We start from the raw sequence: 25698 nt of genomic DNA, 5'->3' as shown, positions 1-25698 counted from the left end.
GTTCGGCCAGGACGGCAACGACACCTTTATCGGTGGCGTGGGTGCCGACGATTTCTCCGGCGGCAACGGCACCGATACCGCATCCTACGAGACGGCAGCCGCGGCCGTCATCGCAAGCCTGACCACGCCGGCTTCCAACACCGGCGATGCGGCAGGCGACACGTATTCGTCGATCGAGAACCTGATCGGTTCCGCGTTCAACGATACGTTGACCGGCAACAGCGCCATCAACGTCATCCTTGGCGGCAATGGCAACGATACGCTGAACGGCCGGGCAGGCAACGACACGATGACCGGCGGTGCCGGCAACGACAACTTCCTGTTCGACACCGCTATTGGCGCCACCAACATCGACACCATCACGGACTTCAACTTCGTCAACGACACGATCCGTCTGGACGACACCATCTTCAACGCCATCGTCGGGACCGGAACCCTGACGGCGGCGCAGTTCGTCGCCAACGCCAGTGGCACGGCCGCCGATGCCAATGACCGGATCATCTACGAAACCGACACCGGCAAAATCTTCTACGATACCAACGGCAACGCCGCCGGTGGTTCGACATTGTTTGCCCAGGTTACAGCTGGCCTCGGCATCACCAATGCCGATTTCGTCATCGTGTAAGTTAATTCTGACATTGAAGCATAAGGAGACGCCGGGAGTTCCGCTCCCGGCGTCTCTGTCTGTGGATGTCTGCATTCCGATTCCGGTTGGAAACGGGTGCGATCTTTTCGAGGGCGAGGGACATGGGAAAAACTCCGTTCTTTCAAAAGGATGGCAAGATGATCAATGGGCCTGATTGTACCGGGAACGCCGAATTACTCAAAATAACTTAATCTATAAAATTAGTTGACAATGAAAAAATCACCATGCAGGCTTGGGCATCTTGAGGTGTTTCGCCGTCCCGGACGGACTGCGGAAACCTGTCAGTTTTCAGTGCCGAAAAGGAAAACCGATGACCCTTGCACTCAGAACAGCCGATGTTCCCGCCGCCGCCGCTGTTGCCTCCGCAGTGGAAAATCTTACGCTGAAACTCGCGATGCGGCGCATGTCGGGCGGCGTCTCGGTCATCACCGCAGGCCTGGGCAATGACCGCACCGGCGCCACCGTCACTTCGGCGACGGCGCTGTCGGTCGAGCCGCCGACGATGATCGTCAATATCAATCGGACCTCGTCGAGCTACCCAATTATCCGGGCAAACGGCCATTTCTGCGTCAACATCCTCTCCGGCGGCCACCAGCACATTGCCGATCGTTTCGCTGGAAAAGGCGGGTTGAAGGGCGTCGAACGCTATGACGGCGCCGAGTGGACCACCCTTGCCAGCGGCGCTCCGGTCCTGCTGGGCGCCCTCGCCGCCATCGACTGCGAGGTCGAGGAGCTCATCGAGCGCCACAGCCACGCCATCATCATCGGCCGCGTTGTTGCCATCGTCGCCGGCGAAGGCCACTCGCTGGTCTACAACGATGGCCAGTACGGTCGGTTCCTCGCCCAACTCTGATCGCCAATGGTCAGCAACAGAACCCGTCAGCCGTTGAACGTGCCTCATTACACCCAGGACTTCGTCAGTGATGCGGTGCTGGTCGAAGCGCGGGCGGGCTTGGCCGCAGCACGCGACGGCCGGAACAGTAGTATATAAATTCAATAGAAAATACATGTGCGCCCGAAGAGATGGGCAGAAGTTTTTTCCCTGATCACACTGCACAAAACATAATCATCCTTTGCTTATCGTTTGGGCATTTGCGATCCTGAGATCAGAGACGATCCTTCCTCGCCTCTGATCTTATCCTCCCCGGACTTCATAGGACCATCCATGACAAGCATCGTTTCCTCTCTTCTCAAGACGGCCTCGTTCTCGCGCCGTGCCGTGCTCGCAGTCCTGCTCGCCTCGACCTTCGCAACCGGCTTCGCAACGATGCCCGGAAACGCGCTTGCGGAAGATGCCAAGACGATCAAGGTCGGCATCATCAGCGGCGAGGACGAAGATGTCTGGCGCGTCGTTACCGCCGAGGCTGCCAAGCAGAACCTGACGATCGAAACCATCGCCTTCAACGACTACACCCAGCCGAACGAAGCGCTGGAGCGCGGCGAAATCGACGCCAATGCCTTCCAGCATCAACCGTATCTCGACAACCAGATCAAAACGCATGGCTACAAGATCGTTTCCGTCGGCTATACCGCCGTCTGGCCGATCGGCCTCTATTCGAAGAAATTCGCCAAGCTCGATGAGATCAAGGACGGCGCCATCGTCGGCGTGCCGAACGATCCATCGAACGAGGGCCGTGCGTTGCGCGTGCTGCAGAATGAAGGCCTGATCAAGCTGAAGGACGGTACCGGCATCCTGGCGACCATCGCCGATATCGTCGAGAACCCGAAGAACATCGAAATCAAGGAACTCGACGCCGGCGTCGTCGGCCGCGCCATCGACGACCTCGATGCCGCCGTCGTCAACACCGACTGGGCGCTGAAGAGCGGCCTGACGGCGGAAAATCGCATCGCGCAGGAACCCGTCGCCGACAATCCGTACCGCAATTTCATCGCCGTAAAGGTCGGCCAGGAAAACGAGCCTTGGGTCAAGACGCTTGTCTCCGCCTACCAGAACGATACAGTGAAGGCCGAATTCGACCGGGTCTACAAGGGCACTGGCGTCAGCGCCTATTGATCGAACCAGCGTGCAGATCGCGGAGGCGGCCTCGGACTTAGTCCGGGCCGCCTTTGGCGTTGACTACATAGTGCCGCGAAAGTGGAAAAGGACGTTTCATGAATTCCCCCAGTACCGTGGTTGCCGTGACCACGTCGCCACTTGCCAAGGAGAGCCCAGACGTGGTCCGGCTGACGGATGTCCGGCGCAACTTCGGCAAGACCGCAGCGCTCGACGGAGTCTCGCTCTCCGTCAGGAAGGGCGAGATCCTTGGCATTATCGGCCGCAGCGGCGCGGGAAAATCCACGCTCATCCGCTGCCTTAACGGCCTGGAACGGCCCGATTCCGGCTCCGTCGAGATCGAGGGACGCGATATCACCGGTCTTTCCGAACAGCAGTTGCAGCCGCTGCGGCGCAAGATCGGCATGATTTTCCAGCACTTCAATCTTCTGTCGGCAAAGACGGTCGAGGAAAATGTCGCCCTGCCGCTGAAGATCGAAGGCCTGCCGAAGGCGGCCCGCCTGAAGCGCGCGGCGGAATTGCTTGACCTCGTCGGTCTGTCGGACAAGGCCAAGGCCTATCCGTCGTCGCTCTCGGGCGGCCAGAAACAGCGCGTCGGCATCGCCCGCGCGCTCGCCGGTCGGCCGGCGCTGCTGCTGTCGGACGAAGCTACATCCGCCCTCGATCCGGAAACGACGCATGCGATCCTTGCCCTCCTGAAGGACATCAACCGCAAGCTCGACCTCACCATCCTGCTGATCACCCATGAGATGGAAGTCGTGCGCACCATCGCCGACCGCGTCGCCGTGATCGATGGCGGGCGGATCATCGAGGAGGGGGCCGTCTGGTCTGTCTTTTCCGATCCGCAAAACGACACCACGAAGAGCCTTCTCAATACCATCCGGCCGAGACTGCCCGAGCATATTGCCCAACGCCTGAGCCAGACGCCGGTCGGCGAAGCGGTGCTCAGCGTCGATCTCGCCGGTCCTGAAGCAAACACGCCGCTGTTTGCCGATCTCTCGGCCCATCTGCCCAACTCGTTCCGACTGATCCATGGCGGGATCGACCATATCCAGGAACAGCCCGTGGCCCGTTTCTTCATCGGCGTGACCGATCCGGCCCGGCTCGATCCCGTCCTGCAATTTCTGAAGGGTCGCTCGGCCCGCGTGGAGGTCCTTGGTTATGACGCCCGTTCTCTTTGATCTCCTCATCCGCTCGATCTGGGAAACCCTTTTGATGACCGGCGCCTCCGGGCTGATCTCGCTTCTCGCCGGCCTGCCGCTCGGCCTCGCGCTGATCGCCACGGATCGCGGCGGCATCGCGGAAAATCTCTGGATCAACCGGCTGCTCGGCGCCATCGTCAACGGTTTCCGCTCGGTGCCGTTCATCATCCTCTTAGTGGCGCTGATCCCCGTCACGCGCCTGATCGTCGGAACCGCGCTCGGCACCTGGGCGGCGATCGTACCGCTGGCGATCGCCGCGACCCCATATTATGCCCGCATTGCCGAGGTTTCGCTGCGCGAAGTCGATCGCGGTCTCATCGAAGCCGTGCGCGCCATGGGCGGCAATCGCTGGACGATCATCCGCGAAGTCTTGGTCCCGGAAGCCCTGCCCGGCATCGTTGCCGGCTTCACCGTGACGCTGGTGACGCTGATCGGTGCATCGGCGATGGCCGGCGCCATCGGCGCCGGCGGCCTCGGCGATCTCGCCATCCGCTACGGCTATCAGCGTTTCGAGACCAATGTCATGATCGCCGTCGTCATCGTGCTGATCATCATGGTCTGCGGCATCCAGTGGCTGGGCGACCGCCTTGTCGCCCGCCTCGACCACCGGGCCTGACAATCGACCGGCTGCCGTCTGTCGGAAACGGTGAGCGGCGGCCGATTCTACGACGTCTAGCGCGCTCGAATGCTTGACATGGCCCTTGGTCCAACTTGCCGCGCTGCACGCTTTGAAAGACAATCTTCGTGTGGCCGCTGGCCGCGTGCACGCAGCATCCGGAGGAAACAATGTCTCGCAAATATCTGTTGGCCGGCATCACGGTCGCGCTCCTTGCCCTTTCAGGATGCGCAACGGCCGGAAGCAACACAAGTTACGCCCAGTGGCAGGGGGCTACGCCGGAGCCGAATTTCGCCACCATCCGCTCAGGTGGCACGAGCCCGGGCTACTGAACGATCGGACAGGCTGGCAGCCCCTGGTTGCCAGCCGACGCTAGTCTGTATCCACGCCAGCGGCCTCACCGGGCGGTTTCCTGGGAAACCAGAGCATCGCCGACACCTTGAACAGAAACGCCGTGGTCCAGCCGAACAACAGTATCCCGTTGACCCCTTCCATGGCGCTGGCAAGCCGCCATCTCCCCTCGAGCGTCACGTCGCCATAGCCGATGGTGGCGAAGGTGATCGCCGAAAAATAGGTGGCCTCTTCCATGTCCTTGAGTTCGCCCGTGAACCAATAGGCCAGGGCCCAGATCATGATCTCGATCAGATGTGCGATCACGAAACCGATGACGAAGAAATAGCTCCAGTGCAGGCGCCGGAGCGGGGACATGCCCTCTGCATTCATCAGCGGAGTCATGCCGATACGATAGAGCAGCAGGACCGCAAAGCCGTGAACGATGATGGTGGCCAGCAGAAGGGCCGTCGCGACGACAATCACCAGCAGCACGATGGTTCTCCGGAGAGCTTCGACATTCGTTATACATCCTCAGTCCCGGCGGCTACTGCATATTTAAGGTGTTACGGCGACCTTTGCGCGTCATATTTGACGCGCGGCGCTGTAAGCCATGCCATCGATGCCTCGTCCGGACACTCGCGACGATTGCCTTGGCCGCTCGGTAAGAACATCCTCCTGCATGAAATGCAACTGCCTGGCTTGCGCTCAATCCTTCTCGGCCAAAAGCGCTTCCTTGATGACGGCCAGTTCCGCCTTGCGGGCGTCGCTGACGGCAGGCATTTTCAAGTCGAGCTTTTCAAACACGCCCGTGACCACTTCCGAGATGGCAAGGCGTGCGAACCATTTGTTGTCGGCGGGAATGACGAACCAGGGCGCCCATTCCGTGCTTGTATTCGATAGCATGTCCTCGAAAGCCATCTGGTAGTCGTCCCAGTGCTGACGCTCGGCGAAGTCGGCGGGCGAGAACTTCCAGTTTTTGTCGGGCTCGTCGATCCGGGAGAGAAAGCGGCGCTTCTGTTCCGCCTTGGAAACATTCAGGAAGAATTTCACGACGATCGTGCCGTTCCTGCGGAGATATTTTTCGAAATTGTTGATCTCCTTGAAGCGCTTCTCCCAGACATCCTTTCCACGGGCCTTGGGCGGCAGCTTCTGCTTGATCAGCAGTTCCGGATGCACGCGGACGACGGCCACCTCCTCATAATAGGAGCGGTTGAAAATGCCGATCATTCCGCGCGCCGGCAGGGCGAGCGATGCCCGGCGCAGATAGTCGTGGTCCAGATCGTCGGCGGAGGGCGCCTTGAAGCTGGTGACCTGGCACCCCTGCGGATTGATGCCTGACATCACATGGCGGATCGCACCGTCCTTGCCGGCCGCATCCATGGCCTGGAAGATGAACAGGACGGAATAGATGTCCTGCGCATAGAGCGTTTCCTGCATCTCGGACAGACGCTGGACGTTCTTCGCCACATGCTCCAAAGCGCCGGCCTTGTCGTCGTAGCCGCCGGTAAAGTCGGGATCGAAATCCTTCTTGAGGTTGACTTTTCGGCCCGGCTCCACGGCGATATCGCGCAGTCTGAACTTGACGCTGCCTCCATCCCCGACCACGACCTCACGCTTCTTGTCCAGATCCACTTCGATCTTCATGTGGCGCCCCCTGATGTCTTGGCTTGCTTTGCTCTGTTTGCCTAATTCACAGTTGTCAGCTTTAATCTTGATGCTATCATTCGTAGATAAAAAAGTCATATCGTCAACATCTTAGTAAATAACCACCGCCGGTTGGACTGTCATCTTTGTACGGCCGAAGGCCAGAACTGGAGGAAGTATGTCTGCGCAGAATCAACAACAGGGTGCGGAATCGAAAGACGGGCTGTTCATGTCCGCGGATGAATTGCGCGATTATGCCGACAAGATCGACACCGCACGGGCATCGAAGGCCTTTCAGGGCATGAAATCGGCGGAAGAGGCCCGCAAGGAACTTTTGGAGCGCTTCTCCAAGCCGGTCGAGGTAACCGACGAAATCCGCAACCGGGTCCTGTCGCGACTGAAACAGGCCGCCATCGAAGGCCGGACGGATCTCAAGGTCATGCAATTTCCGGTCGAGCTTTGCACCGATGGCGGACGGGCGATCAACAACAGCGAATCCGATTGGCCGGAAACCCTGACCGGCGTTCCGCGCCAGGCCTATGAAATCTGGCGTGACAAGCTGAAGCCCGCCGGCTACCGCCTATCGGCCATGATCGTCGAATGGCCGCACGGCATGCCCGGCGATGTCGGCCTGTTCCTGGCCTGGGGCGAAGCCCGCAAATACTGAGGCGCGCCGTCGGCACCAGATCCCTCTCAAGCCGGCCCCCTCTCAAACCGGCTCGCCATTACCCTGGTAGTGGCGAATGCCGGCCCGCGTGTTGGAAAACAGGCGTTGCGGCCCGAGTATTTCGGCAAATCCGGAGACCCTGACATATTCAGCGACATCCGGGTTGAGCCCCGCCAGCCAGAGCACGATACCCTGCCGCGCGAGGCTGCGTTCGCCTTCGATCACCATCTGAAGCGCTGAATACTCGATATCGACGACACGGCTGAGATCCAGCATGAGGACACGCGGCTTAGCCTCGCTGGCGAGTTCGCGGATGCGGTCGGCGACCTGCTGGGCATTGGCAAAGAACAGTCGTCCTTCCGGACGCAGGATCAGCAGCCCTTCAAACGTCTCATCATCCTGCTCGCCATCGACCGGACGAAGGAAATCCTCGCCGCGCTTGCGCCCGATGACATGGATCCGCGGATTGGCGGCCTGGCTGGACAGGCCAACCAGCGACAGGATGATGGCGACGACGATACCCTGGAGCGTGCCGAAGATCAGAACGCCGACGAAGGCAGCCAAGGCCCATCGGAATTCCATCCTGCGCACCTTGCGGATGGATGCGAATTCAGCGGGCTGGATCAGGCCGACGGAATAGACGATCACGATGGCCGCAAGCACAGCCTGCGGCAGAAGTCCGAGCAATGGCGCGAGCACCAGCATCGTCGCGACAGAGACGGCCGCAGCCGCCAGCGACGCCTTCTGCGAGCGTCCTCCCGTCGCACGGACCACGGCGGTTTGCGACGTTCCACCGCCGGCGGGCATTGCGCCGAACAGCGCACCCGCTACATTGGCGGCACCGGTCGCGATCAACTCACGGTTTGCGCGGATCGGCGGCTCCCTCAGCGCCGCAAAGGCGCGTCCGGCGGCGATCGTCTCGGTAAAGCTCATCAGCGCGATGCCGATTGCACCCGGAAGCAGTTGAATGACGAGATCGACGCTCGGCAATGTCAGCGAGGGCAGCGCCTGTGGAATATGGCCAACGGTGGATACGCCATGCGCAGCCAGGCCGCCCAACCAGGAAATTGCAATGCCGCCGACGACGATGGCCAGTGGCGCGGGGGAATGCGGCCAGGCCCGCTCCATCAGGATGAGCAGGATCAGGGCCGTTGCCCCGGTCAGAACCGTGATCGTCGACGCTTCGGGAAGATGAGTGGCCATACTGGCGATATCGCGGAAGAAACCTTCCTTGGCGAAGTGAACCCCCAGAAGCTTGGGGATCTGGTCCAGCACGATCACCAGCCCGATCCCGGCCTTGAAACCGGTTAGGACCGGTGCGGAAATGAAATTCGCGACGAAACCCAGCCGCAACGCCGAGGCCACGAACAACAGCAGTCCGGTGAGAAGGGTCAGCGTCGCCGTCGCCGTGATCAGTTTGGCGGAATCACCATCGGGAACCACCAACGCAAGCTGTGCCGAAGTGAGGATCGCAAGGGTGGTCGTGGAACTGACGTTCAGCACCCGGGACGTGCCCAAAAGGGCGTAGACGACCATCGGAAGGAAGGCCGTGTAGAGTCCCACACTCACCGGCAGGCCGGCAACGGTCGCATAGGCCATCGCCTTCGGCAGGATGACCGCGGACGCCGTCAGGCCGGCGATGATGTCCGGACGCAACGTTGTGTCCGACGCCCCGGTGGATTGATCGAAACCGGATGCTCGCGACATGAATTATCCTCACCGAACAACAATTGAAAACGATGGCTCATCCGCAGGGCATCCGTTTGCGTCAACGGGAACACCGGAACTGACCGAGCCGATACACGATCATCAATCGGCAGATTTTCGAGCTTCGAGCCTGACGAAGGTTGCAAAAAGTATACATTACGCAAAAGGAGCCAGCTTTGATCCGACACCCGGAATCGACAACACCTCGGACCTACATCCAACGCTCCGTGAGCGCATCATCTGAACCCCACTTGGGTATCCCCACAAAACTCATTTTTAACTTCAAAATATTCAGCAATATGCGGACGATATACGAGATACAGCAAGAACAACTTTGCGATAAAATCCGGCTTAACCCAAAATCTTCAAAACAGTTCTTATGTTTCTGCGTCATATAAAAATCTCGCTCTCTTTCAACGGGATTTTACGAGCATCCCAGGGAGATTAGCAGCTTGCAACGAACGCGCAAGGGTGTATGTTCTCAATAACTTATTCAACTATCGAGCACCGCTTTCGGGTAAAATGGCGCATTGAATTGATTGCTTACATATACTTCCGGCTGCATTCTTCATGATAGCCGCTTGTGTCTGTTCTGAGGGCTCCTTTATGACTGTCTGGCTTGCAAGCACGCTCTGCGCCTCTCTGGAAATGGCGTCGCTTGACCTTGAGACGCCGCCGCCGGGCTCCGGCATCGCGACACGCGCAGCGACAAACAATTTTCAGTTGCGGGCTCGCATGAGCGGGCACCAGCAAACCGCCAGGGCCGGATATCGCCGCTCGTCAATGAAACGATGAGGCAGGAAGCGCATGGTGCATAGAGACCTCACCCAGATTACGCTAAGCGTGATCTTCGTCGGCGGCCTGATCGCGGCAAGTTTCTGGGTGCTGCAGCCGTTCCTGCCGGCCATTCTCTGGGCCATGACGCTTGTCATTGCCACCTGGCCGCTGATGCTCTGGGTTCAACGCCACACCGGCCACCGGCGCGGCATCGCGGTGCTGATCATGACGCTTGCGCTGCTCTTCGTTTTGATCGTGCCGTTCTGGCTCGCGGTCAGCACGATCCTTGCCAATCTCGACAGCATCACCCAACTCGCGCAGGATGTCCTGACCTTCAATATCCCGTCGCCGCCGGATTGGGTGGCGGGGCTTCCGCTTGTTGGCAAACGGCTGGCCGATGCCTGGACCCGCCTTGCCACATCCGGCTTCAGCGAAATTGCACCGAAGTTGATGCCCTATGCCGGCGCGACGGTGCAATGGTTCGCACTCGCGGCCGGCAATCTCTCCGGCATGTTCCTGCAATTCGTCCTCACGGCCGCAATCGCAGCCGTCATGTATTCCGGTGGAGAAACAGGCGCCGCGACGGCCCTGCGGTTCGGCCGCCGTCTTGGCGGCGATCGCGGCGAAATGGCCGTCAGCCTCGGCGCCAAGGCCATCCGCGGCGTTGCGCTTGGCGTCATGGTGACGGCGTTGGCGCAAAGCGCTCTGGGCGGGATCGGCCTTGCCGTCGCCGGCATGCCGTTCGCGGCCTTGCTCACGGCACTGATGTTCGTTTTCTGCCTCATCCAGATAGGCCCGGGACTGGTGCTCTTCCCCGCGGTCATTTGGCTTTATTATTCCGGCGAAAATCTCTGGGGAACGGTGCTGCTGCTGTTCGCCATCCTTGCCGTGACACTGGACGGATTTTTGCGGCCGGTGCTCATCCGGAGGGGCGCTGACCTGCCGCTGCTGCTCATTCTCGCCGGCGTCATCGGCGGGCTGATCGCCTTCGGCGTTCTCGGCATCTTCCTCGGCCCCGTCATCCTCGCGACTGCCTATACGCTGCTCAATGCGTGGATGGCCGACAGCCCCGGCCAGGCCGCGTCAGACGTGCCCGCCGATACCGACGCGACATCATTACTATCACGCCAGGCCTGACGGCTCATCAGGATTCCGGCAGTTTACACGCCCAGTTCACGAACCGCATACAACAGGTTGGAAGGAAAGTTTGGATGGCCGATACGATACATCCGGCAGCGATTGAACATTTACCCCCATTCGTCACCGCACCGGGACAAACGGACTACCTTTTCATCGGGGTTGTCATCTTCCTGATCGTGATCGTCCTGGTCATCGGCAACCTGTATTTTCAGTTGCATGCCGTGCCGGAACGCCTCGCGCACCGCACCAGCAAGGTGCAGATGGAAATCGTCGCCGTCCTGGCGCTGATCTCGTTGTTCACCCATAACCACCTCTTCTGGATCGCCGGCCTGCTGCTCGCCTTCGTGCATATTCCGGATTTCTCGACGCCGATCTATTCCATCGCGGATTCGCTGGCGAAGATATCCGGGCGACCTCCGGTCGATACCCCCCTCGAGACAGGACACGGAGAGCCGGTCGCTAAAACGGAACCAGAAGTCCGTTCCGATGCGCATGGCGGAGGTATCTGAATATGCTTGAATTGATTTTATGCTCCATGCTCACGGTCCTGCCGGATTATCTCTACCGCAGATATGCGCAGGGAAAGCGGATCGGGGTCGAAATCACCCTTTATACCATGTGGTACGAACTGCGCTGGGGCATCACCGCCTGCCTGCTGCTGACGGTCTCGCTGATCACCATGATCTTCTACTTCCACCCCTCGACCAAGAGTGTCACAGCGGTATTCCGCACGGTGACGATCCTGCCGGAAACGGTCGGTCGCGTCGATGAGGTCTTTGTCGGCATCAATCAGAAGGTCGCTGCCGGGGATCCGCTGTTCACGCTCGACAGCGCCCAGCAGGACGCCGCGATCGAAACGGCCCGTCGCCAAATCGCGGAACTGGATGCACAGATGGATGTCGCCAGGACCGAACTCGTCACGGCCGACGCCCAGATCCAGGAGGCGGAAAGCGCCTATCAGACGGCCGTGGACGAATACGAGATGAAGGCTCAGCTCTTGAAAACCGACGCCGTTTCAAGGCGGGAAGTCGAACGTCTCGAAACGACTATCGAAGGACGCAAAAGCGCGGTGGCCGCCACGGTCGCGAACAAGAGCACACTGGAAACCAAGATCTCAGCCTTGCTGCCCGCGCAGAAAGCGAGCGCCGAAGCCGCGCTCGCCCAGGCGCAGGTCGATCTGGACAAGACGATCGTGCGCGCCGGCATTGCGGGCACCGTGCAGCAGTTCACGCTTCGCCCCGGCGATGTGGTCAACTCGATGCTGCGTCCAGCCGGTATTCTCGTCCCGGAACAGGCCGGCCGTGGAACGCTGATCGCCGGCTTCGGACAGATCGAGGCGCAGGTGATGAAGCCGGGAATGATCGCAGAAGCGACCTGCATCGGCAAGCCGTTCACCATCATCCCGCTTGTCGTCACCGAGGTCCAGGATGTGATCGCGGCCGGCCAGTTGCGGCCGACCGATCAACTGGTCGACGTCCAGCAGATGGCAAAGGCAGGAACGCTCACCGTCTTCCTGCAACCGCTCTATCCGGGCGCGCTGGACGATGTACCGCCGGGCAGCAGTTGCATCGCCAATGCCTATACGAACAATCACGATGCCCTTGCCGATCCGAATATCGGCACATTGAAGTGGACGTATCTGCATGTCGTCGATGCCGTCGGGCTGGTGCATGCAATGATCCTGCGCATCCAGGCCATGCTGATGCCGGTACAGACGCTCGTCCTGACCGGCCACTGAGAATGAAAAAGCAACGGCTGCCGGCACGTTCGGCAGCCGAAGCGGTGTGGTGACGGTTGTGCAGGCCATTCGCCAGGGTCCCGCCGTCGAAGGAAAAGCACAGGGTGAAGGATTGGGACGAGGCGTAAGATGCCCGGTCGCCGGGCGACAATGCGCTTCTTGTCGCCGCCGGTCCCGGCAATCCCGCCATCCGGGACGGCCGATGTCGATCTTCGTGAAGCCCCGAACAGATTTGGCGCCGCCGGGCAGATCGACAGGAACAAGCGAAGGCCTGCTTCGAACCGTCACGGACGCCTTTGCAGAAAAAGGCGCGTTGTTTGTTCTCGCGCAACGTTTCCGGCCAGAATTCTTCTAGTCTGTGATTGCAATCGAGTGCTCGGCTCATCACGCCGTGTATCGAGAGCCGCTCGACATCACGTTGACGTTCCAGCCGCATGTCCGCCGCGGCTACCTTCTCCCATGAATGCTTCAATGTGCGTCGTCTGTTTGATTCGCAGTGCAAAGGCCTTCACACGGCTCATGAAGAAGTTGCCTTGTATCCGTGTTTCGGAGCTGTTCCTCATGAAGAAACTCACCATCAAAACCTCGCTGATCGCGCTGATCAGCGCCATCATCGTCATTGTCGCAATCTCGTCCTTCGTTGCCCTTCAAAGTATCCGCTCGATCACCGCGTCGGCGGAAAAGATCGGTAATTTCTGGATCGAACGACTGCTCTCCTCGCGTGAGGTGAAAAGCGATTTCGCCGATGTGCGCCTTGCGCTGGCGCGTTTCTCCATGGTCAACGACGACGCCGAATTCCAGGCCGAAACGCAGCTGCTTGAAGTTGCGAAGGCACAGCTCGAAGCTTCGATCGTCAAATACGAGGCCGGCCTCTTCTCGCCGATCGGACGCGCGCTCATCGCGGAAATTCGGGCGCTCTCTGCAGATTACCTCAACCACAGCACGCCCTATCTCGGTTACACAAGGAACCGCGACCTGGAGGCGGCGCGAATTGCCTTCACAGCGGAGCTGAAGCCGATCGCCAGCCAGACGAACGACAAGATTTCCGAGCTCGTCGCCTTCATCATGACGCAGACGGAGAAAGAGGTCACCGCCGCCGACAAGGCCGCAAGTGATGCCTTCTTCCTGTCGCTGGCCGTTGCCGCCGTCGCCGTGCTGATCAGCGTTGCCGGCATCTACATCATCGTCGCCCGCGTCGCCAATCCGATCCAGCGCATTACCGGCGCCATGCGCACGCTTGCCGGCGGCGATGTCGAGAGCGAAATTCCATTCACTGGCCGTCATGATGAAATCGGCGCGATGGCGGGAGCCGTTCAGGTGTTCCGCGAAAATGCCATCGAGCGCGCGCGTCTGGAGCGGGACGCCGAAGCCAGCCGCAGCTTGAGCGAAAAGGATCGTCTTGAACGGGAAGCCCTGAAGGCGCAGGAAGCGGCCGAGGTGACGTTCGCCGTCGACAACCTCGCCGAGGGGCTCTCCAGGCTTTCGAACGGCGACGTCTCCTACCGTATCGGCAAGCCGTTCACGGCAACGCTTGACGGCGTGCGCGGCGACTTCAACAACTCGGCGGAAAAACTGCAGTCGGCCCTGACGCGGGTTGCCGAAAACGCCTGCGGCATCGGCGCCGGGGCCAATGAAATCAAGGTGGCGATCGACGACCTTGCCAAGCGCAGCGAGCAGCAGGCCGCCGCCGTCGAGGAAACCGCAGCCGCGCTGGAAGAGATCACGACTGTCGTCAAGGACTCCACCAAGCGCGCCCTTGAGGCGGGCCAGCTTGTCGCCGGCGCGCGCAACCATGCCGAACAGTCCGGCACCGTCGTGCGCCGTGCCGTGGATGCGATGGAGCAGATCGAAAAATCCTCCAACGAGATTTCGAACATCATCGGCGTCATCGACGAGATCGCCTTCCAGACCAACCTGCTGGCGCTCAATGCCGGCGTGGAAGCGGCGCGGGCGGGCGAAGCCGGCAAGGGTTTTGCGGTCGTCGCGCAGGAAGTGCGCGAACTCGCCCAGCGCTCCGCCAGTGCCGCCAAGGAAATCAAGTTGCTGATCATCGCCTCGAAGACGCAGGTGCAGCAGGGCGTGCAGTTCGTCGGCGACACCGGCCGGGCACTGGAAACGATCGTGACGGAAGTGCAGGAGATCAACCGGCATGTCAGTGCCATTGTCGAGGCGGCGCAGGAACAGTCCTCCGGACTCCAGCAGATCAACACCGCCGTCAACCAGATGGATCAGGATACGCAGAAGAATGCCGCCATGGTGGAGGAAACCACAGCCGCCACCCACAGCCTCTCGCGCGAAGTGGTTTCGCTCAACGAGCTTCTGACGTTGTTCAAGCTCTCCGACGCACAGCAGATTGCTGCCCCGGCCCGTCGGGTGGCCACACTCGCTGGCCAATCGCCGGCACGTGAACTCGGCCGCCGACTGGCCGGCGCCTTCTCGGGCAATGCTGCAGTCAAGCAGGACGACTGGGGGGAGTTTTAAGGTTCAGCAAGGACCGCGCCCGGGGCTCCACACGGGCAAATGCTTTAGGCGGCGATATTCCACGCCCAAATCCTTGACGCGCCTCGAGAAAACCGCCTCGCCATGATCACGGGGTACGTGTCGGTAAAATCGCCGATTTCCATGCCTCTGCCCCTATCAATCAACAACAACCGTCTGGCGAGCGGATGTCTGAGGGAGGGGCGAAGTTGCATTGCGAATGCCGGGGTCCAGTCTTCGCAAGCCTTTTTAGACGGCCAGATACTCTTCGCGCAGTTGGTGATTGTCGAGAACATCTTTGGCTGCGCCCGAAAAAACGACTTCGCCGCTGTCCATAATCACCGCCCGGTCCGAAAACCGCAGCGCCGCCACGGCGTTCTGCTCGACGATGATGGTGGTAATCCCGATGTCGCGAATCTGTCTGACGATCGCTTCTATCTCCTTGACGATGATGGGGGCGAGCCCTTCATACGGTTCGTCCAGAAACAGGATCTTGATATCCCTCGCCAGAGCCCGCGCGACCGCGAGCATCTGCTGTTCGCCGCCGGACATCGTGGTCCCTTCCTGGTTCCGCCGCTCGGCCAGCCGGGGGAAATGTTCGTAGATTTTTTCGATCGGCCAGCCCTTCCGGCCGGATATCTGGGCAAGCACCAGATTTTCCTCAACTGTCAGCCCACCGATGATGCGGCGGTCCTCGGGGACAAGCTGGACGCCGGCCTGCGCAGCTTGATACGCCTGCATCTTGTGAAGGGGCGTGCCCTCAAGCCAGATTTCGCCGCTTTTGAGCGTCGGATTGCTCGCGCGCGCCAGGGTTCTGAGTGTCGAGGTCTTGCCGGCGCCATTTCGACCCAGCAGCGACAGTACCTCGCCCTTGGCAATATCGAATGATACGCCCTGCACGATGTAGGATTCGCCGTACCATGAGTGGATGTCCTTCACGCTGAAGAACGGCACCTTCCCAGCTTCAGTCACGATGCCTCTCTCCTCGTCCACGATCGTCGTGCCGGTCATGATGTTCATTCCTGCGTTTCCCCAAGATAGGCTTCCTTGACCTTCGGATGACCGCGGATTTCATCCGGCAGACCTTCAGCGATGATTCGTCCCTGTGCAAGGACGCTGATGCGATCGGCCAGCGAAAAGACAACATGCATGTCGTGTTCGATAATAACCTTCGTCATGCCTCGCGCCTTGATCCGGGTGAGCAGTTCGATCGTCTTGTTCGTGTCATGGCGCGACATGCCGGCTGTCGGCTCGTCGAGAAGAAGCAGCTTCGGCTTCTGGATCAGACACATGGCCAGTTCGAGGCGCCGCTTGTCGCCACGTGACAGCGAACCGGCATTGTCGAAACGACGTTCATAAAGGCCCGTGTCCTGCAAAAAGAATTCAGCTTCCTCCCGGACGCCGGTTTCGTTGATCACCGCACGCAGCGCCCTGAAGCGGAATGCGCCGTCGCGACGGGCGAAGGCCGGGATCATGACATTGTCGAGAAGTGACAGATCCTGGAAGATTTCCGGTGTCTGGAACACACGGCTGACGCCGAGTTGATTGATCTCGTGCGGCTGCTGCCGGTCGAGCGTCTTGCCGGCGAAAACGACATGCCCCTCGTCCGGACGAATACGGCCGATACAGACATTGAGCAGCGTCGATTTCCCCGCGCCGTTCGGCCCGATGATGGCGTGGACCGTGCCCTCCTGCACCTGGAGATCGACATCGCTAAGGGCCTGCAACCCGCCGAAACGCTTGCTGACATCGGCCACATGCAAAACGATACTTTCCGTCGTCATTGGCTTCACTCCGCCGGTCTAGGTTGGCCAACGAGTGCGGGTTTGCCACCGCCGCCGCTTCCGAAAAGTTGCCTTATCCGAGTGAACCCCTCCATGAGGCCGCCTGGAAGGAAGATGACGATGAGCATGAAGATCACGCCGAGCGTCAAATTCCAGCCATCACCGACAAAAAGCGAGAGAACCTTGACCACAACGTTCTCGATACCGTCGGGCAGGAAGCCAAAGACGTCGTGCAATGTCCGATCGCTGAACGATGAGAAGATGTTCTCGAAATATTTGATGACGCCCGCGCCCAGGATCGGCCCCAGCAATGTCCCGGCGCCTCCAAGGATGGTCATGAGCACGACCTCTCCAGATGCCGTCCACTGCATTCGTTCTGCACCCGCCAGCGGATCGGTCGCAGCCATCAACGCTCCGGCAAGCCCGGCATATGCGCCGGAAATCACGAAGGCGGTCAACAGATAGGGCCGGGTGTTCACGCCAGTGTAGCGCAACCGGTTCTGGTTGGACTTGATGGCCCGCAACATCATGCCATAGGGCGACCGGAAGATTTTGAGCGCGATGTAAAAACAGAGGATGAGCGTGATCGCACAAAAATAAAATCCCGCCATCCCGCCGCCGCTGATATCCAGGCCAAAAAGATTGGCACGCGGCAGCCCGGCGCCCGGCGCAACAAACATGGCGTCGAGAACACGCGGATCTTGAATGGTCAGTTGCAACCCTGTCTCGCCGTTTGTCAGCGGCGTCAGCACCGAATAGGCGAGATTGTACGACATCTGCGCGAAGGCAAGTGTCAGGATGGAGAAGTAGATGCCCGAGCGCCGCAGGCAGATATAGCCAATCACGACTGAAAACAGCGCCGCAACCAGCATGCCGAACAGAACGGCCGGGATAACGTTCATCGTGACGAGCTTGAACATCCAGACAGCGGCATAGGAGCCTGCGCCGATGAAAGCCGCGTGCCCGAAAGAGAGATAGCCCGTCAATCCGAAGAGAATATTGAAGCCGAGGGCGAAAATCCCGAAGATGCAGAACTTTTGCATGAGGGCCGGATACGCTGCACCCAAGGGCTGCAGCGTGATCGGGCTCGCCACGACGAGGAGCGAGAAGATGACCAGCAACAGCCAGTCGTTGCGGGAAAGCGTCGCAAACAAGATCAGTCCTCCATCACGCCGGTTCGGCCCATCAGGCCGCGGGGGCGCGTCAGCAGAATTACAACGGCAACGAGATAGATGATGATCTGATCGATACCGGGGAAAATCATTTTAACTTCGTTCATCGAGGCGAAGGACTGAAGAATCCCCAAAAGGAAGCCTGCAGCCACCGCGCCACTAAGCGATCCCATGCCTCCGACGACGACGACGACAAATGAGAGAACCAGAAAATCCATCCCCAGATGATAATCTGGCGGCAGGATCGGCGTGTACATCACACCGGCAAGACCTGCCACGACTGCGGCGATACCGAAGACGACGGTGAAGCGCTTCTCGATGTTGATCCCGAGCAGACCGACGGTCTCGCGGTCGCGCATGCCGGCGCGGACCACCATGCCGTATGTTGTAAACTGCAGGAACGAAAACACAGCGCCAATGATACCGAGCGAGAACAGCAGATAGATGAGCCGCCACCAGGGGTAAGGCAATGCATCGCCAAGGCCGATGAGCTGGCCGACCTCTGCAGTTCCGGAAAAAGCCGAGGGGGCGTGCTGCGGGATCGGGTTTGCACCGAAGAAATGCTTGATGATCTCCTGCACCACGATCGCAAGACCGAAGGTTACCAGGATCTGGTCTGAGTGCGGTCTGTTGTAGAAGTGCCGGATCAGTCCCCGTTCCATCACGATGCCGATAAGAAGCATCACGGGTATGGCGAGAATTATCGATGCTGGTACGGAGTAATCGATCAGGAAGCGGCCGAAATCCCCCAGCCAGGCCTCGAGATACGGCGTGCGAACCTCAAGCGGCGTGCCCCACGCAGTCACTTGCGTCGGATCGACGGTAACCGTTTCAAGGGTGAGGAACCGGTTGAAACCAACGGCGCAAAATGCACCGATCATAAACAAGGCGCCGTGGGCAAAATTCACCACGCCCAACGTTCCGAAAACGAGTGTCAGGCCGAGGGCTATCAGGGCATAGGCCCCGCCCTTGTCCAACCCGTTCAGGATTTGAAGCAGGAGAGCGTCCATATCTGTACCGCCGAGTCTGAAGGGCATGTCTGGCACCTACCGGTGCATGCGATGTCAAAAGGCCGCGGCTTTTATGCCGCAGCCTTTGTCTGAGAACGACCCGTCAGCACTTCTTGGCGTCGGCCGGGCCAAGATCGCCACCAAAGATGGATGCGTCGTAGGTTACGTCCTTGGCCGGTATGATCTTCCTGATTTCCAGAAGATCGTACTTGTCCTTCGGCTCTTCCTTGCCTTGCACGACGAGCACGTCCTTGAAGCACTGATGATCTTCCGCACGATAATTGGTCGCTCCATTACCGAGCCCGTCAAATTCGAAGCCCTCGAGTGACTTGATCACTTCGGGTGCATGGAAGGTCCCGGCACGTTCGCAGGCATCAGCATAAAGCAGGGCCTGAACGTAGCATGTCTGGGCAGCCTGGGACGGCGGGAAGCCATATTCCTTGCCGAACGATTGGGTAAAGGCCTTCGTTCCGGGGTTGTCCAGCTTCCAGTCCCAGTTTGCGGTGCCGTAAATGCCCTTGATCGCCGTACCCGCGCCTTGAGCCATGAGTTCAGAGAATAGCGGAACGACGATCTCGAACTGCTTGCCGTTGACCTGCTTATCGCGCATGCCGAACTGAACGGCCTGCGTCAGCGAGTTGATCATGTCCTTGCCGTAGTGGTTGAGAATGAGCACGTCGGCACCGGAATTGAGGACCGGGGTGATGTACTGCGAGTAGTCACCGGTACCTAGTGGCGTGCGAACAGCGGCCGCTGTCTTCCAGCCGAGCGCTTCCGTGGCGTTCTTCATGGACTCTTCCTGCGTCCAGCCCCACGTGTAGTCTGCCGTGAGATGGTAGGCGACGCGATCCTTGCCGTAAGCCTCGCCGAGCACGGGACCGAGAGCGATGCCGGACATATAGGCATTGAAGAAGTGGCGAAAGCCATAACGCTTCTTGTCCTTGCCGGTGGTATCGTTGGAATGCGTCAGGCCGGCCATGAAAAGCACACCCATGTCCTGACAAAGGCTCTGGACTGCAACGGCAACACCTGAGGAAGAGCCGCCGCTGATCATGATCGCGCCCTCCTTCTCGATCATCCGCTTGGCGGAATCACGCGCCGCATCGGATTTTGTCTGCGTGTCACCCGAAACGTATGCGACCTTCTTTCCCAGTATGCCGTTGCCCTTGAGAGCCTTTGAGCTGAAAGTCGAAAGCATGCCGCCATCGCCTTCACCGTTCAGGTGCTTCACAGCAAGCTGGAAGGCCCGCAATTCATCCATGCCTTCGTCGGCATACGGACCCGTCTGAGGAACATTGAACCCGAGGGTAACAGTGTCGCCTGTTGGCACATTGCAGGACATATCATCCGCATAGGCATTGCGGATAAAATGCATCGGAGCAGAAAGGGCAAGGCCGGATACGGCGCCAGCCTTCAACAGGCCACGGCGATTGATGATGAATTTTGACATACAGACTCCTCCCAAAGTCGAAATGTTCATTTTCAAGAAAGTCTGCGAAGGCTACTTCCTGTCTGATCGGTGGCAATTAGCAATAAGTCTAAGAAGGCTGGAACTCGCTGATGGTCGAGGTGTTTGACGGTAGCTCCAGCGCACTTTCAATTTGGCCGCATCACGGTCGTACTTTAATCGTGCTGCTGGAATCTCTAAGCCAGCGTGTAGGCTGTCTTGACCACGGTGAAGAACTCGGCCGCATATTTGCCCTGCTCGCGCGAGCCGAAGGAGGAGGCCTTGCGGCCGCCGAACGGGACGTGGAAATCGACGCCGGCGGCCGGCAGGTTGACCATCACCATGCCGGCTTCCGAATTGCGCTTGAAGTGCGTCGCATGCTTGAGGCTCGTCGTCGCGATGCCGGCCGCCAGGCCGAACGGCGTGTCGTTGGCAACGGCCAGCGCCTCGTCGTAATCCTTCACCCGGATCGCTTCCGATGCGGGCCGACTTGATTGCAAGTCTGCGGAATTACCGTTCGGAAAAATGTTCGAGCAGCGCTTCAACCAGCCGGTCGCCCATCTGCTGCCGCGTTTCGCGCGTGCCGCTCCCCATATGCGGCGAAAGCACGATGCGGGAATCCTTTCTCAACGCTTCCGGCACGTGCGGTTCTTTCTCGAAGACATCAAGCCCAGCGCCGGCAATGCCATCGCGCGCCAATGTCGCAACCAGCGCCGCCTCGTTGACGATGGTGCCGCGGGAGATGTTGACGAGAAATCCATCCGGGCCGAGCATGTCCAGAACCTGCTGATCGATCAGACCGATTGTTTCCGGCGTGGCCGGGCAGGTCACGATGAGCAGGTCTGCCCATTGGGCAAGGTCAAGGGCTGTGGCGAAATAGGCAAGATCGACCGGCTTTTTCCGCGGCCCCTGATAGCTGACGGTTACGCCCATGGCTTGCAGGCGTTTCGCGACGGCGGAGCCAATATGGCCAAGGCCCACGATGCCGGTTTTCAGGGATCGTAGAGAACGGCCGAGCGGAAATGTACCGCCATTTTCCCAATTGCCATCCCGCACGAAAGCGTGGCCGCGAACGGTCCCTCGCGTCACGGAGATCGCAAGCGCGACGGCAAGATCGGCCACGTCTTCTGCCAGGATTTTCGAGGTATTGTAAACCGCGATGCCCCTCGCCTGCGCCGCCTCGACGTCGATGCCATCCAGTCCGGCGCTGTAGCTGGAAATGATTTCCACCGCCGGCATCGCGTCGAGCATTGCCTTGTCGATATGGGCGTGGCGCACTGCGATGCCGCGGATTTTCGGCCCATGCTGGGCAAGCAACCGTGCGCCTTCGTCATGATCTCTGGGAAAATGCAGGATATCGAAGGCATTGCTCAGTTCCCGCTCGGTCTTTTCCGGGAGATGCGCGGCCTGAAGAATGGTAATGTCTTTGTGCATGGAATTGCCCATCGCTCGGTGGAAGATGTTCGGGACGGTGGTTACCGTCCCATTTTCTCGCGCCAAGCGGCAAAATCCACCTTCGTCTGATCCTTCGTCGGAGGATAGAGACCGATGATCGAGCTGCCTTTCAGCACTTCCTCGGTGACGAAATCCTCGAACGCCGTCATTTCCACGGCCTCGTCGGCAATCTCGTCGGCAATGCCAGATGGAACGATGATCACGCCTTCGCGGTCGCCGACGACGACGTCGCCTGGCCAGACGGCGACATCGCCGCAGCCGATCGGCTTGTTGATATCGAGCGCCTGATGCAGCGTCAGGTTGGTCGGAGCGGAGGGCCGGCTATGATAGGCGGCGATATCGAGTTCGGCGATTTCCGGGCTATCGCGGAACCCACCGTCGGTGACGACGCCGGCCACGCCGCGAACCATCAGGCGCGAGACCAGGATGGACCCCGCCGACGCGGCCCGCGCATCCTTGCGACTGTCCATCACCAGAACGGATCCGGGTGGGCACTGCTCGACGGCGGCGCGTTGCGGGTGGTCCGGATTCTGGAACACGGAAATCTGGTTCAGATCTTCGCGCGCCGGAATGTAGCGCAACGTGAAGGCCTGGCCGACCATGTTCTTCGGCTTTTGCGACAAGGGCCGGACATCCTGAATGAACTGGTTGCGCAAGCCGCGCTTGAAAAGAGCGGTGCAGAGCGTTGCGGTGCTGACGCCTTCATATTTCTTGCGCGTCGCATCCGAGAGAATGTAGTCGGTCATGGTTCCTCCAGTCAGAATTGGTTGCCGGCACGTCCGGCACTCAGAAAATGTCGGGCTCGCCGGCGGACTTTCCGAATTCGGTTTTCAGGAAATCGAAATCGCAGCCGTCATTGGCCTGAGTGATGTGCCTGGAAAACATCCAGCCATAGCCACGTTCGAACTTGTCGGCGGGCGCCACCCATTCCGCCCGGCGCCTGGCCAGCGTTTCCGCATCTACCAGCATGTCGATCGAGCGATTCGGCACATCGACCCGGATGATATCGCCCGTGCGCACCAGCGCCAGTGGCCCGCCGATATGGGCTTCCGGCGCGACATGCAGGATACAGGCGCCGTAGCTGGTGCCGCTCATGCGGGAATCGGAAATCCGCAACATGTCGCGGATACCCTGCTTGATCAGTTTCTTGGGGATCGGCAGCATGCCCCATTCCGGCATGCCAGGGCCACCCTTCGGGCCTGCATTGCGCAGCACCATGATATGGTCAGCCGTGACATCGAGATTTTCGTCCTCGACCGCCTTCTTCATCTCTGGATAGCTGTCGAAAACGAGGGCCGGACCTTCATGGACGCGCAGGCGCTCTTCGCAGGCAGATGGTTTGATGACGCAGCCATCGGGCGCGAGGTTGCCGCGCAGGACCGCCAGCGATCCCTCATGGTAGATCGGGTTGGAAAGCGGCCGGATGACGTCGTCATTGTAGACTTCCGCCCCCTCCAGCGTCTCGCCGAGCGTGAAGCCGCTGACGGTCATGACGTCGAGACTGAGTTTGTCCTTCATCTCGCTCATCAGCGCACGCAGGCCGCCAGCGTAATAGAAATCCTCCATCAGGTATTGCTTGCCGGAGGGGCGGATGTTGGCGATGACGGGCGTGGTGCGGCCAGCCTTGTCGAGATCGTCGAGTGTCAACGGCACCCCTGCGCGGCGCGCCATGGCGATCAGATGCACGACGGCATTGGTGGAACAGCCCGTTGCCATGGCAACAGCGACGGAGTTGTCGACGGATTCGCGGGTAATGATCTTGTCCGGCGTCAGGTCCTCGAAGACCATCTCGACGGCGCGGCGACCGCAACGGGTCGACATGCGGATATGGTTGGCGTCGGCGGCCGGGATCGAGCTTGCCCCCGGCAGCGTCAGCCCCATGGATTCGGCGATCGCCGTCATTGTGCTTGCGGTGCCGAAGGTCATGCAGTGGCCGTAGGAGCGGGCGATGCCCTCCTCGACGCCGGTCCACTGCTCGTCGGAAATCGTCCCGGCGCGCCGCTCGTCCCAGTATTTCCAGGAATCCGAGCCGGAGCCCAGATATTCGCCCTTGTAATTGCCGCGCAGCATCGGGCCTGCCGGCAGGAAGATCATCGGATATCCGGCGCTGACGGCGCCCATGACGAGAGCCGGCGTGGTCTTGTCGCAGCCGCCCATCAACACGACGCCGTCGATCGGATGCGAGCGCAGCAGTTCCTCGGTCTCCATGGCGAGGAAGTTGCGATAGAGCATGCTTGTCGGCTTCAGCGCGCTTTCCGACAGCGATTGCACCGGCAGTTCGACGGGAAAGCCCCCCGCCTGCAGCACGCCGCGCTTCACATCCTCTACGCGATGCTTGAAATGCGCATGGCAGGCATTCAGGTCCGACCAGGTATTGAGAATGGCGATGATCGGCCGCTGGCCCCAATCCTTCTCATCATACCCCATCTGCATCAGACGCGAACGATGACCTGACGACCTGAGGTCATCGGGAGCAAACCAACGTGCGCTGCGCAGGGTCGTCACTGTTTTTGGCATCGGGTATTTCCTGTGCGGTTCTGTCTGGATTTCGAACTACCACAAGCAAATCGGGACGGCAATACACTAATGCATTAGCATTTATGCGAGTTCGGACGCTTCGGGCCGGACATTGATCGTCAAGGGACAAAAATCGAGGATTCAGATGACGGCCAGGAAAATTCCCGTCAGCCTGCATAGGGTGCAGGTTTCTCGCGGCATCAGCTTCGAAAGAATTGATGCGGCGCCGGCGTCAATCCAGCTGGACGAAATCCGGATAGCGCTCGACGATACTATCGACCATCGACAGCGTGCCCGACAAATGGATCTTCATCGCCTGCTCGGCCCTGGCGGGATCGCCCGCCGCGATCCCTTCGATGATGGCGTCGTGATTGTCGACGACGCGTGCCTTGCCGACATTCGGCAGGTTGAGACGACGAAGCCGGTCGATATGCCCGCTATGGCGCCGCACCACCGGCCAGACGTCCTGCAGCCCCGCTTCCTCGTAGAGAATATAATGGAAGGCGCCGTCGTGACGCAGGAAATTCCCATATTCGCTGGACGAGACGAGCGTCTTGAGCGTCGCATTTGCGCTCACCAGACGATCGACGAAACGCCGATCCGGCTTCGTGGCCAACTCGTAAACGATTTCCTGTTCGACGGCACGCCGCAGGAAATGCGATTGCCTTGCAAGGTTGATGTCGATCTTGGAAACCAGGGTGGCATATTGCGGATAGACCGTGACCAGCCCCTCCTCCTCCAACCGCATCAGGGCATCGCGAACAGGCGTCTGGCTGAGGCCGAACTGCTTTTGCAATTGAAGGCGCGATAGGGACGTGCCGGGCGCAAGGTCAAGCTCGAGGATTTTCTCGCGAAGATATTCGACGATCTGCGGGGCGATCTGGCGGGTTCGGTCAAGACCGCTGCGGTGTTTGGTAAAAGGCACATCCGAGGTCAAAAACACGTTCCTTTCAAATCGTCTTTGACTGTCTTAATGCATTAATGCTTTAGTGTGAAGCTCTTCGCCCTTTGTATCACATTGCGCAGAAAGCATGCCCTTGACGGAAGATACCGCCCCTATCGCAGGCATACCCGAAATCAGGCCATCCAGCTATGCGGATCAGGTCTACGGTCATGTTTTGCAAGATATCCTGAAAGGCGCTTTTCCGCCCGGCAGCAAATTGCCGTCGGAAAGCGATCTCTGCGATCGCTTCGGCGTCTCGCGCCCGGTTATTCGCGACGCCCTGGCGCGCCTGCGGCTGGATGGTCTTGTCGAGGCGCGACGTGGAAGCGGCACCTATGTGCTCAGCGCGCCATCCAGGAGCCTGCCCGATCTTGCCGACCTCACCGACATCTCACGCTTCCTGCGCTA

General features: G+C 59.8%; 23 protein-coding genes and 2 pseudogenes. 12 read left to right on the top strand and 13 right to left on the bottom strand.

Going from position 1 to position 25698, the window contains the following annotated elements:
• The 6 genes and pseudogenes from VL202_RS20950 to VL202_RS20925 form a co-directional block, all read left to right on the top strand.
• Nucleotides 1-625, top strand: a pseudogene (locus VL202_RS20950) (calcium-binding protein); the annotation flags it as partial.
• Between the two features lie 331 nt (nt 626-956).
• Complete coding sequence (locus VL202_RS20945; protein ID WP_325466000.1) at nt 957-1499, top strand: flavin reductase family protein; 543 nt, start codon at nt 957-959, stop codon at nt 1497-1499.
• A gap of 312 nt (nt 1500-1811) precedes the next feature.
• Nucleotides 1812-2660, top strand: a complete 849-nt coding sequence (locus VL202_RS20940) for a MetQ/NlpA family lipoprotein (RefSeq protein ID WP_325465999.1) — start codon at nt 1812-1814, stop codon at nt 2658-2660.
• Between the two features lie 98 nt (nt 2661-2758).
• Complete coding sequence (locus VL202_RS20935) at nt 2759-3841, top strand: methionine ABC transporter ATP-binding protein (protein ID WP_325465998.1); 1083 nt, start codon at nt 2759-2761, stop codon at nt 3839-3841.
• On the top strand, nt 3822-4478 hold the full coding sequence (locus VL202_RS20930; protein WP_325465997.1) for a methionine ABC transporter permease: 657 nt from the start codon (nt 3822-3824) through the stop codon (nt 4476-4478). The genes VL202_RS20935 and VL202_RS20930 overlap by 20 nt, the downstream gene beginning before the upstream one ends.
• A 170-nt stretch (nt 4479-4648) precedes the next feature.
• Entirely contained in the window at nt 4649-4810 is a 162-nt protein-coding gene (locus VL202_RS20925) for a hypothetical protein (RefSeq protein ID WP_325465996.1), read from the top strand.
• Between the two features lie 40 nt (nt 4811-4850).
• Here the strand turns inward: VL202_RS20925 and VL202_RS20920 are convergent, their stop codons facing one another.
• Nucleotides 4851-5303, bottom strand: coding sequence for a potassium channel family protein (locus tag VL202_RS20920; RefSeq protein WP_325465995.1), 453 nt, complete (start codon nt 5301-5303; stop codon nt 4851-4853).
• 213 nt (nt 5304-5516) lie between these two features.
• Nucleotides 5517-6455, bottom strand: a complete 939-nt coding sequence (locus VL202_RS20915) for a polyphosphate kinase 2 family protein (protein ID WP_325465994.1) — start codon at nt 6453-6455, stop codon at nt 5517-5519.
• Nucleotides 6456-6633: 178 nt separating this feature from the next.
• Here VL202_RS20915 and VL202_RS20910 point away from each other — a divergent pair, with 178 nt between their 5' ends.
• A complete protein-coding gene (locus VL202_RS20910) occupies nt 6634-7122 on the top strand; it encodes a hypothetical protein (protein WP_325465993.1) in 489 nt (162 codons plus the stop codon).
• Between the two features lie 42 nt (nt 7123-7164).
• On the opposite strand, the gene VL202_RS20905 is transcribed toward VL202_RS20910, so the two are convergent.
• On the bottom strand, nt 7165-8829 hold the full coding sequence (locus tag VL202_RS20905; protein WP_325465992.1) for a SulP family inorganic anion transporter: 1665 nt from the start codon (nt 8827-8829) through the stop codon (nt 7165-7167).
• Between the two features lie 807 nt (nt 8830-9636).
• Between VL202_RS20905 and ydiK the strand changes: the two genes are divergently transcribed.
• From ydiK to VL202_RS20885, 4 genes are all read left to right on the top strand, one after another.
• The gene (gene ydiK, locus VL202_RS20900; RefSeq protein ID WP_325465991.1) at nt 9637-10743 is read left to right on the top strand and encodes an AI-2E family transporter YdiK; all 1107 of its coding nucleotides are present in this window, start codon (nt 9637-9639) and stop codon (nt 10741-10743) included.
• A 74-nt stretch (nt 10744-10817) separates the two neighbouring features.
• On the top strand, nt 10818-11255 hold the full coding sequence (locus VL202_RS20895; RefSeq protein ID WP_325465990.1) for a hypothetical protein: 438 nt from the start codon (nt 10818-10820) through the stop codon (nt 11253-11255).
• 2 nt (nt 11256-11257) lie between these two features.
• On the top strand, nt 11258-12484 hold the full coding sequence (locus VL202_RS20890) for an HlyD family secretion protein (protein ID WP_325465989.1): 1227 nt from the start codon (nt 11258-11260) through the stop codon (nt 12482-12484).
• A gap of 561 nt (nt 12485-13045) precedes the next feature.
• Nucleotides 13046-14965, top strand: a complete 1920-nt coding sequence (locus VL202_RS20885; RefSeq protein WP_325465988.1) for a HAMP domain-containing methyl-accepting chemotaxis protein — start codon at nt 13046-13048, stop codon at nt 14963-14965.
• Between the two features lie 246 nt (nt 14966-15211).
• Here VL202_RS20885 and VL202_RS20880 read toward each other — a convergent pair whose 3' ends face one another.
• The 10 genes and pseudogenes from VL202_RS20880 to VL202_RS20835 all read right to left on the bottom strand — a co-directional run bounded on the left by VL202_RS20880 (nt 15212) and on the right by VL202_RS20835 (nt 25284).
• Nucleotides 15212-15973: an ABC transporter ATP-binding protein gene (locus tag VL202_RS20880; protein ID WP_414692916.1), complete on the bottom strand. Its 762-nt coding sequence runs from the start codon at nt 15971-15973 to the stop codon at nt 15212-15214.
• Between the two features lie 5 nt (nt 15974-15978).
• Complete coding sequence (locus VL202_RS20875; protein ID WP_325465986.1) at nt 15979-16746, bottom strand: ABC transporter ATP-binding protein; 768 nt, start codon at nt 16744-16746, stop codon at nt 15979-15981.
• 5 nt (nt 16747-16751) lie between these two features.
• Nucleotides 16752-17840 (bottom strand): branched-chain amino acid ABC transporter permease, encoded by a 1089-nt coding sequence (locus VL202_RS20870; RefSeq protein WP_414692915.1) that lies wholly within the window; start codon nt 17838-17840, stop codon nt 16752-16754.
• Between the two features lie 62 nt (nt 17841-17902).
• Nucleotides 17903-18928, bottom strand: coding sequence for a branched-chain amino acid ABC transporter permease (locus tag VL202_RS20865; RefSeq protein WP_325466002.1), 1026 nt, complete (start codon nt 18926-18928; stop codon nt 17903-17905).
• 103 nt (nt 18929-19031) lie between these two features.
• Nucleotides 19032-20378 carry a substrate-binding protein gene (locus tag VL202_RS20860; protein ID WP_325465984.1) on the bottom strand — a complete coding sequence of 449 codons (1347 nt, stop codon included), beginning with the start codon at nt 20376-20378 and terminating at the stop codon, nt 19032-19034.
• Nucleotides 20379-20572: 194 nt separating this feature from the next.
• Nucleotides 20573-20845 (bottom strand): annotated as a pseudogene (locus VL202_RS20855) (aldehyde dehydrogenase family protein); the annotation flags it as partial.
• Nucleotides 20846-20885: 40 nt separating this feature from the next.
• Nucleotides 20886-21809 carry a 2-hydroxyacid dehydrogenase gene (locus tag VL202_RS20850; RefSeq protein ID WP_325465983.1) on the bottom strand — a complete coding sequence of 308 codons (924 nt, stop codon included), beginning with the start codon at nt 21807-21809 and terminating at the stop codon, nt 20886-20888.
• 41 nt (nt 21810-21850) lie between these two features.
• Nucleotides 21851-22576 (bottom strand): ribonuclease activity regulator RraA, encoded by a 726-nt coding sequence (locus VL202_RS20845; RefSeq protein WP_325465982.1) that lies wholly within the window; start codon nt 22574-22576, stop codon nt 21851-21853.
• A gap of 40 nt (nt 22577-22616) precedes the next feature.
• On the bottom strand, nt 22617-24347 hold the full coding sequence (gene araD, locus VL202_RS20840; protein ID WP_325465981.1) for an L-arabinonate dehydratase: 1731 nt from the start codon (nt 24345-24347) through the stop codon (nt 22617-22619).
• Between the two features lie 232 nt (nt 24348-24579).
• Nucleotides 24580-25284, bottom strand: coding sequence for a GntR family transcriptional regulator (locus VL202_RS20835; RefSeq protein WP_325466001.1), 705 nt, complete (start codon nt 25282-25284; stop codon nt 24580-24582).
• Between the two features lie 94 nt (nt 25285-25378).
• On the opposite strand from VL202_RS20835, the gene VL202_RS20830 reads away from it, so the two are divergent.
• A partial coding sequence (locus VL202_RS20830; RefSeq protein WP_325465980.1) for a FadR/GntR family transcriptional regulator occupies nt 25379-25698 on the top strand: 320 nt, incomplete at its 3' end.

Source organism: Pararhizobium sp., from assembly GCF_035497515.1.
Taxonomy (GTDB): domain Bacteria; phylum Pseudomonadota; class Alphaproteobacteria; order Rhizobiales; family Rhizobiaceae; genus Pararhizobium.
This window is presented reverse-complemented; position numbering and strand designations above follow the sequence as displayed.

What these genes read in the sequence shown, in the direction of transcription:
- araD (WP_325465981.1), bottom strand. Translation starts at nt 24,347, where the DNA reads ATGCCAAAAACAGTGACGACCCTGCGCAGCGCACGTTGGTTTGCTCCC.
- VL202_RS20935 (WP_325465998.1), top strand. Translation starts at nt 2,759, where the DNA reads ATGAATTCCCCCAGTACCGTGGTTGCCGTGACCACGTCGCCACTTGCC.
- VL202_RS20915 (WP_325465994.1), bottom strand. Translation starts at nt 6,455, where the DNA reads ATGAAGATCGAAGTGGATCTGGACAAGAAGCGTGAGGTCGTGGTCGGG.
- VL202_RS20910 (WP_325465993.1), top strand. Translation starts at nt 6,634, where the DNA reads ATGTCTGCGCAGAATCAACAACAGGGTGCGGAATCGAAAGACGGGCTG.
- VL202_RS20945 (WP_325466000.1), top strand. Translation starts at nt 957, where the DNA reads ATGACCCTTGCACTCAGAACAGCCGATGTTCCCGCCGCCGCCGCTGTT.
- VL202_RS20875 (WP_325465986.1), bottom strand. Translation starts at nt 16,746, where the DNA reads ATGACGACGGAAAGTATCGTTTTGCATGTGGCCGATGTCAGCAAGCGT.
- VL202_RS20930 (WP_325465997.1), top strand. Translation starts at nt 3,822, where the DNA reads ATGACGCCCGTTCTCTTTGATCTCCTCATCCGCTCGATCTGGGAAACC.
- VL202_RS20865 (WP_325466002.1), bottom strand. Translation starts at nt 18,928, where the DNA reads ATGGACGCTCTCCTGCTTCAAATCCTGAACGGGTTGGACAAGGGCGGG.
- VL202_RS20850 (WP_325465983.1), bottom strand. Translation starts at nt 21,809, where the DNA reads ATGCACAAAGACATTACCATTCTTCAGGCCGCGCATCTCCCGGAAAAG.
- VL202_RS20940 (WP_325465999.1), top strand. Translation starts at nt 1,812, where the DNA reads ATGACAAGCATCGTTTCCTCTCTTCTCAAGACGGCCTCGTTCTCGCGC.
- VL202_RS20925 (WP_325465996.1), top strand. Translation starts at nt 4,649, where the DNA reads ATGTCTCGCAAATATCTGTTGGCCGGCATCACGGTCGCGCTCCTTGCC.
- VL202_RS20895 (WP_325465990.1), top strand. Translation starts at nt 10,818, where the DNA reads ATGGCCGATACGATACATCCGGCAGCGATTGAACATTTACCCCCATTC.
- VL202_RS20860 (WP_325465984.1), bottom strand. Translation starts at nt 20,378, where the DNA reads ATGTCAAAATTCATCATCAATCGCCGTGGCCTGTTGAAGGCTGGCGCC.
- VL202_RS20905 (WP_325465992.1), bottom strand. Translation starts at nt 8,829, where the DNA reads ATGTCGCGAGCATCCGGTTTCGATCAATCCACCGGGGCGTCGGACACA.
- VL202_RS20890 (WP_325465989.1), top strand. Translation starts at nt 11,258, where the DNA reads ATGCTTGAATTGATTTTATGCTCCATGCTCACGGTCCTGCCGGATTAT.
- VL202_RS20880 (WP_414692916.1), bottom strand. Translation starts at nt 15,973, where the DNA reads ATGACCGGCACGACGATCGTGGACGAGGAGAGAGGCATCGTGACTGAA.
- VL202_RS20845 (WP_325465982.1), bottom strand. Translation starts at nt 22,576, where the DNA reads ATGACCGACTACATTCTCTCGGATGCGACGCGCAAGAAATATGAAGGC.
- ydiK (WP_325465991.1), top strand. Translation starts at nt 9,637, where the DNA reads ATGGTGCATAGAGACCTCACCCAGATTACGCTAAGCGTGATCTTCGTC.
- VL202_RS20885 (WP_325465988.1), top strand. Translation starts at nt 13,046, where the DNA reads ATGAAGAAACTCACCATCAAAACCTCGCTGATCGCGCTGATCAGCGCC.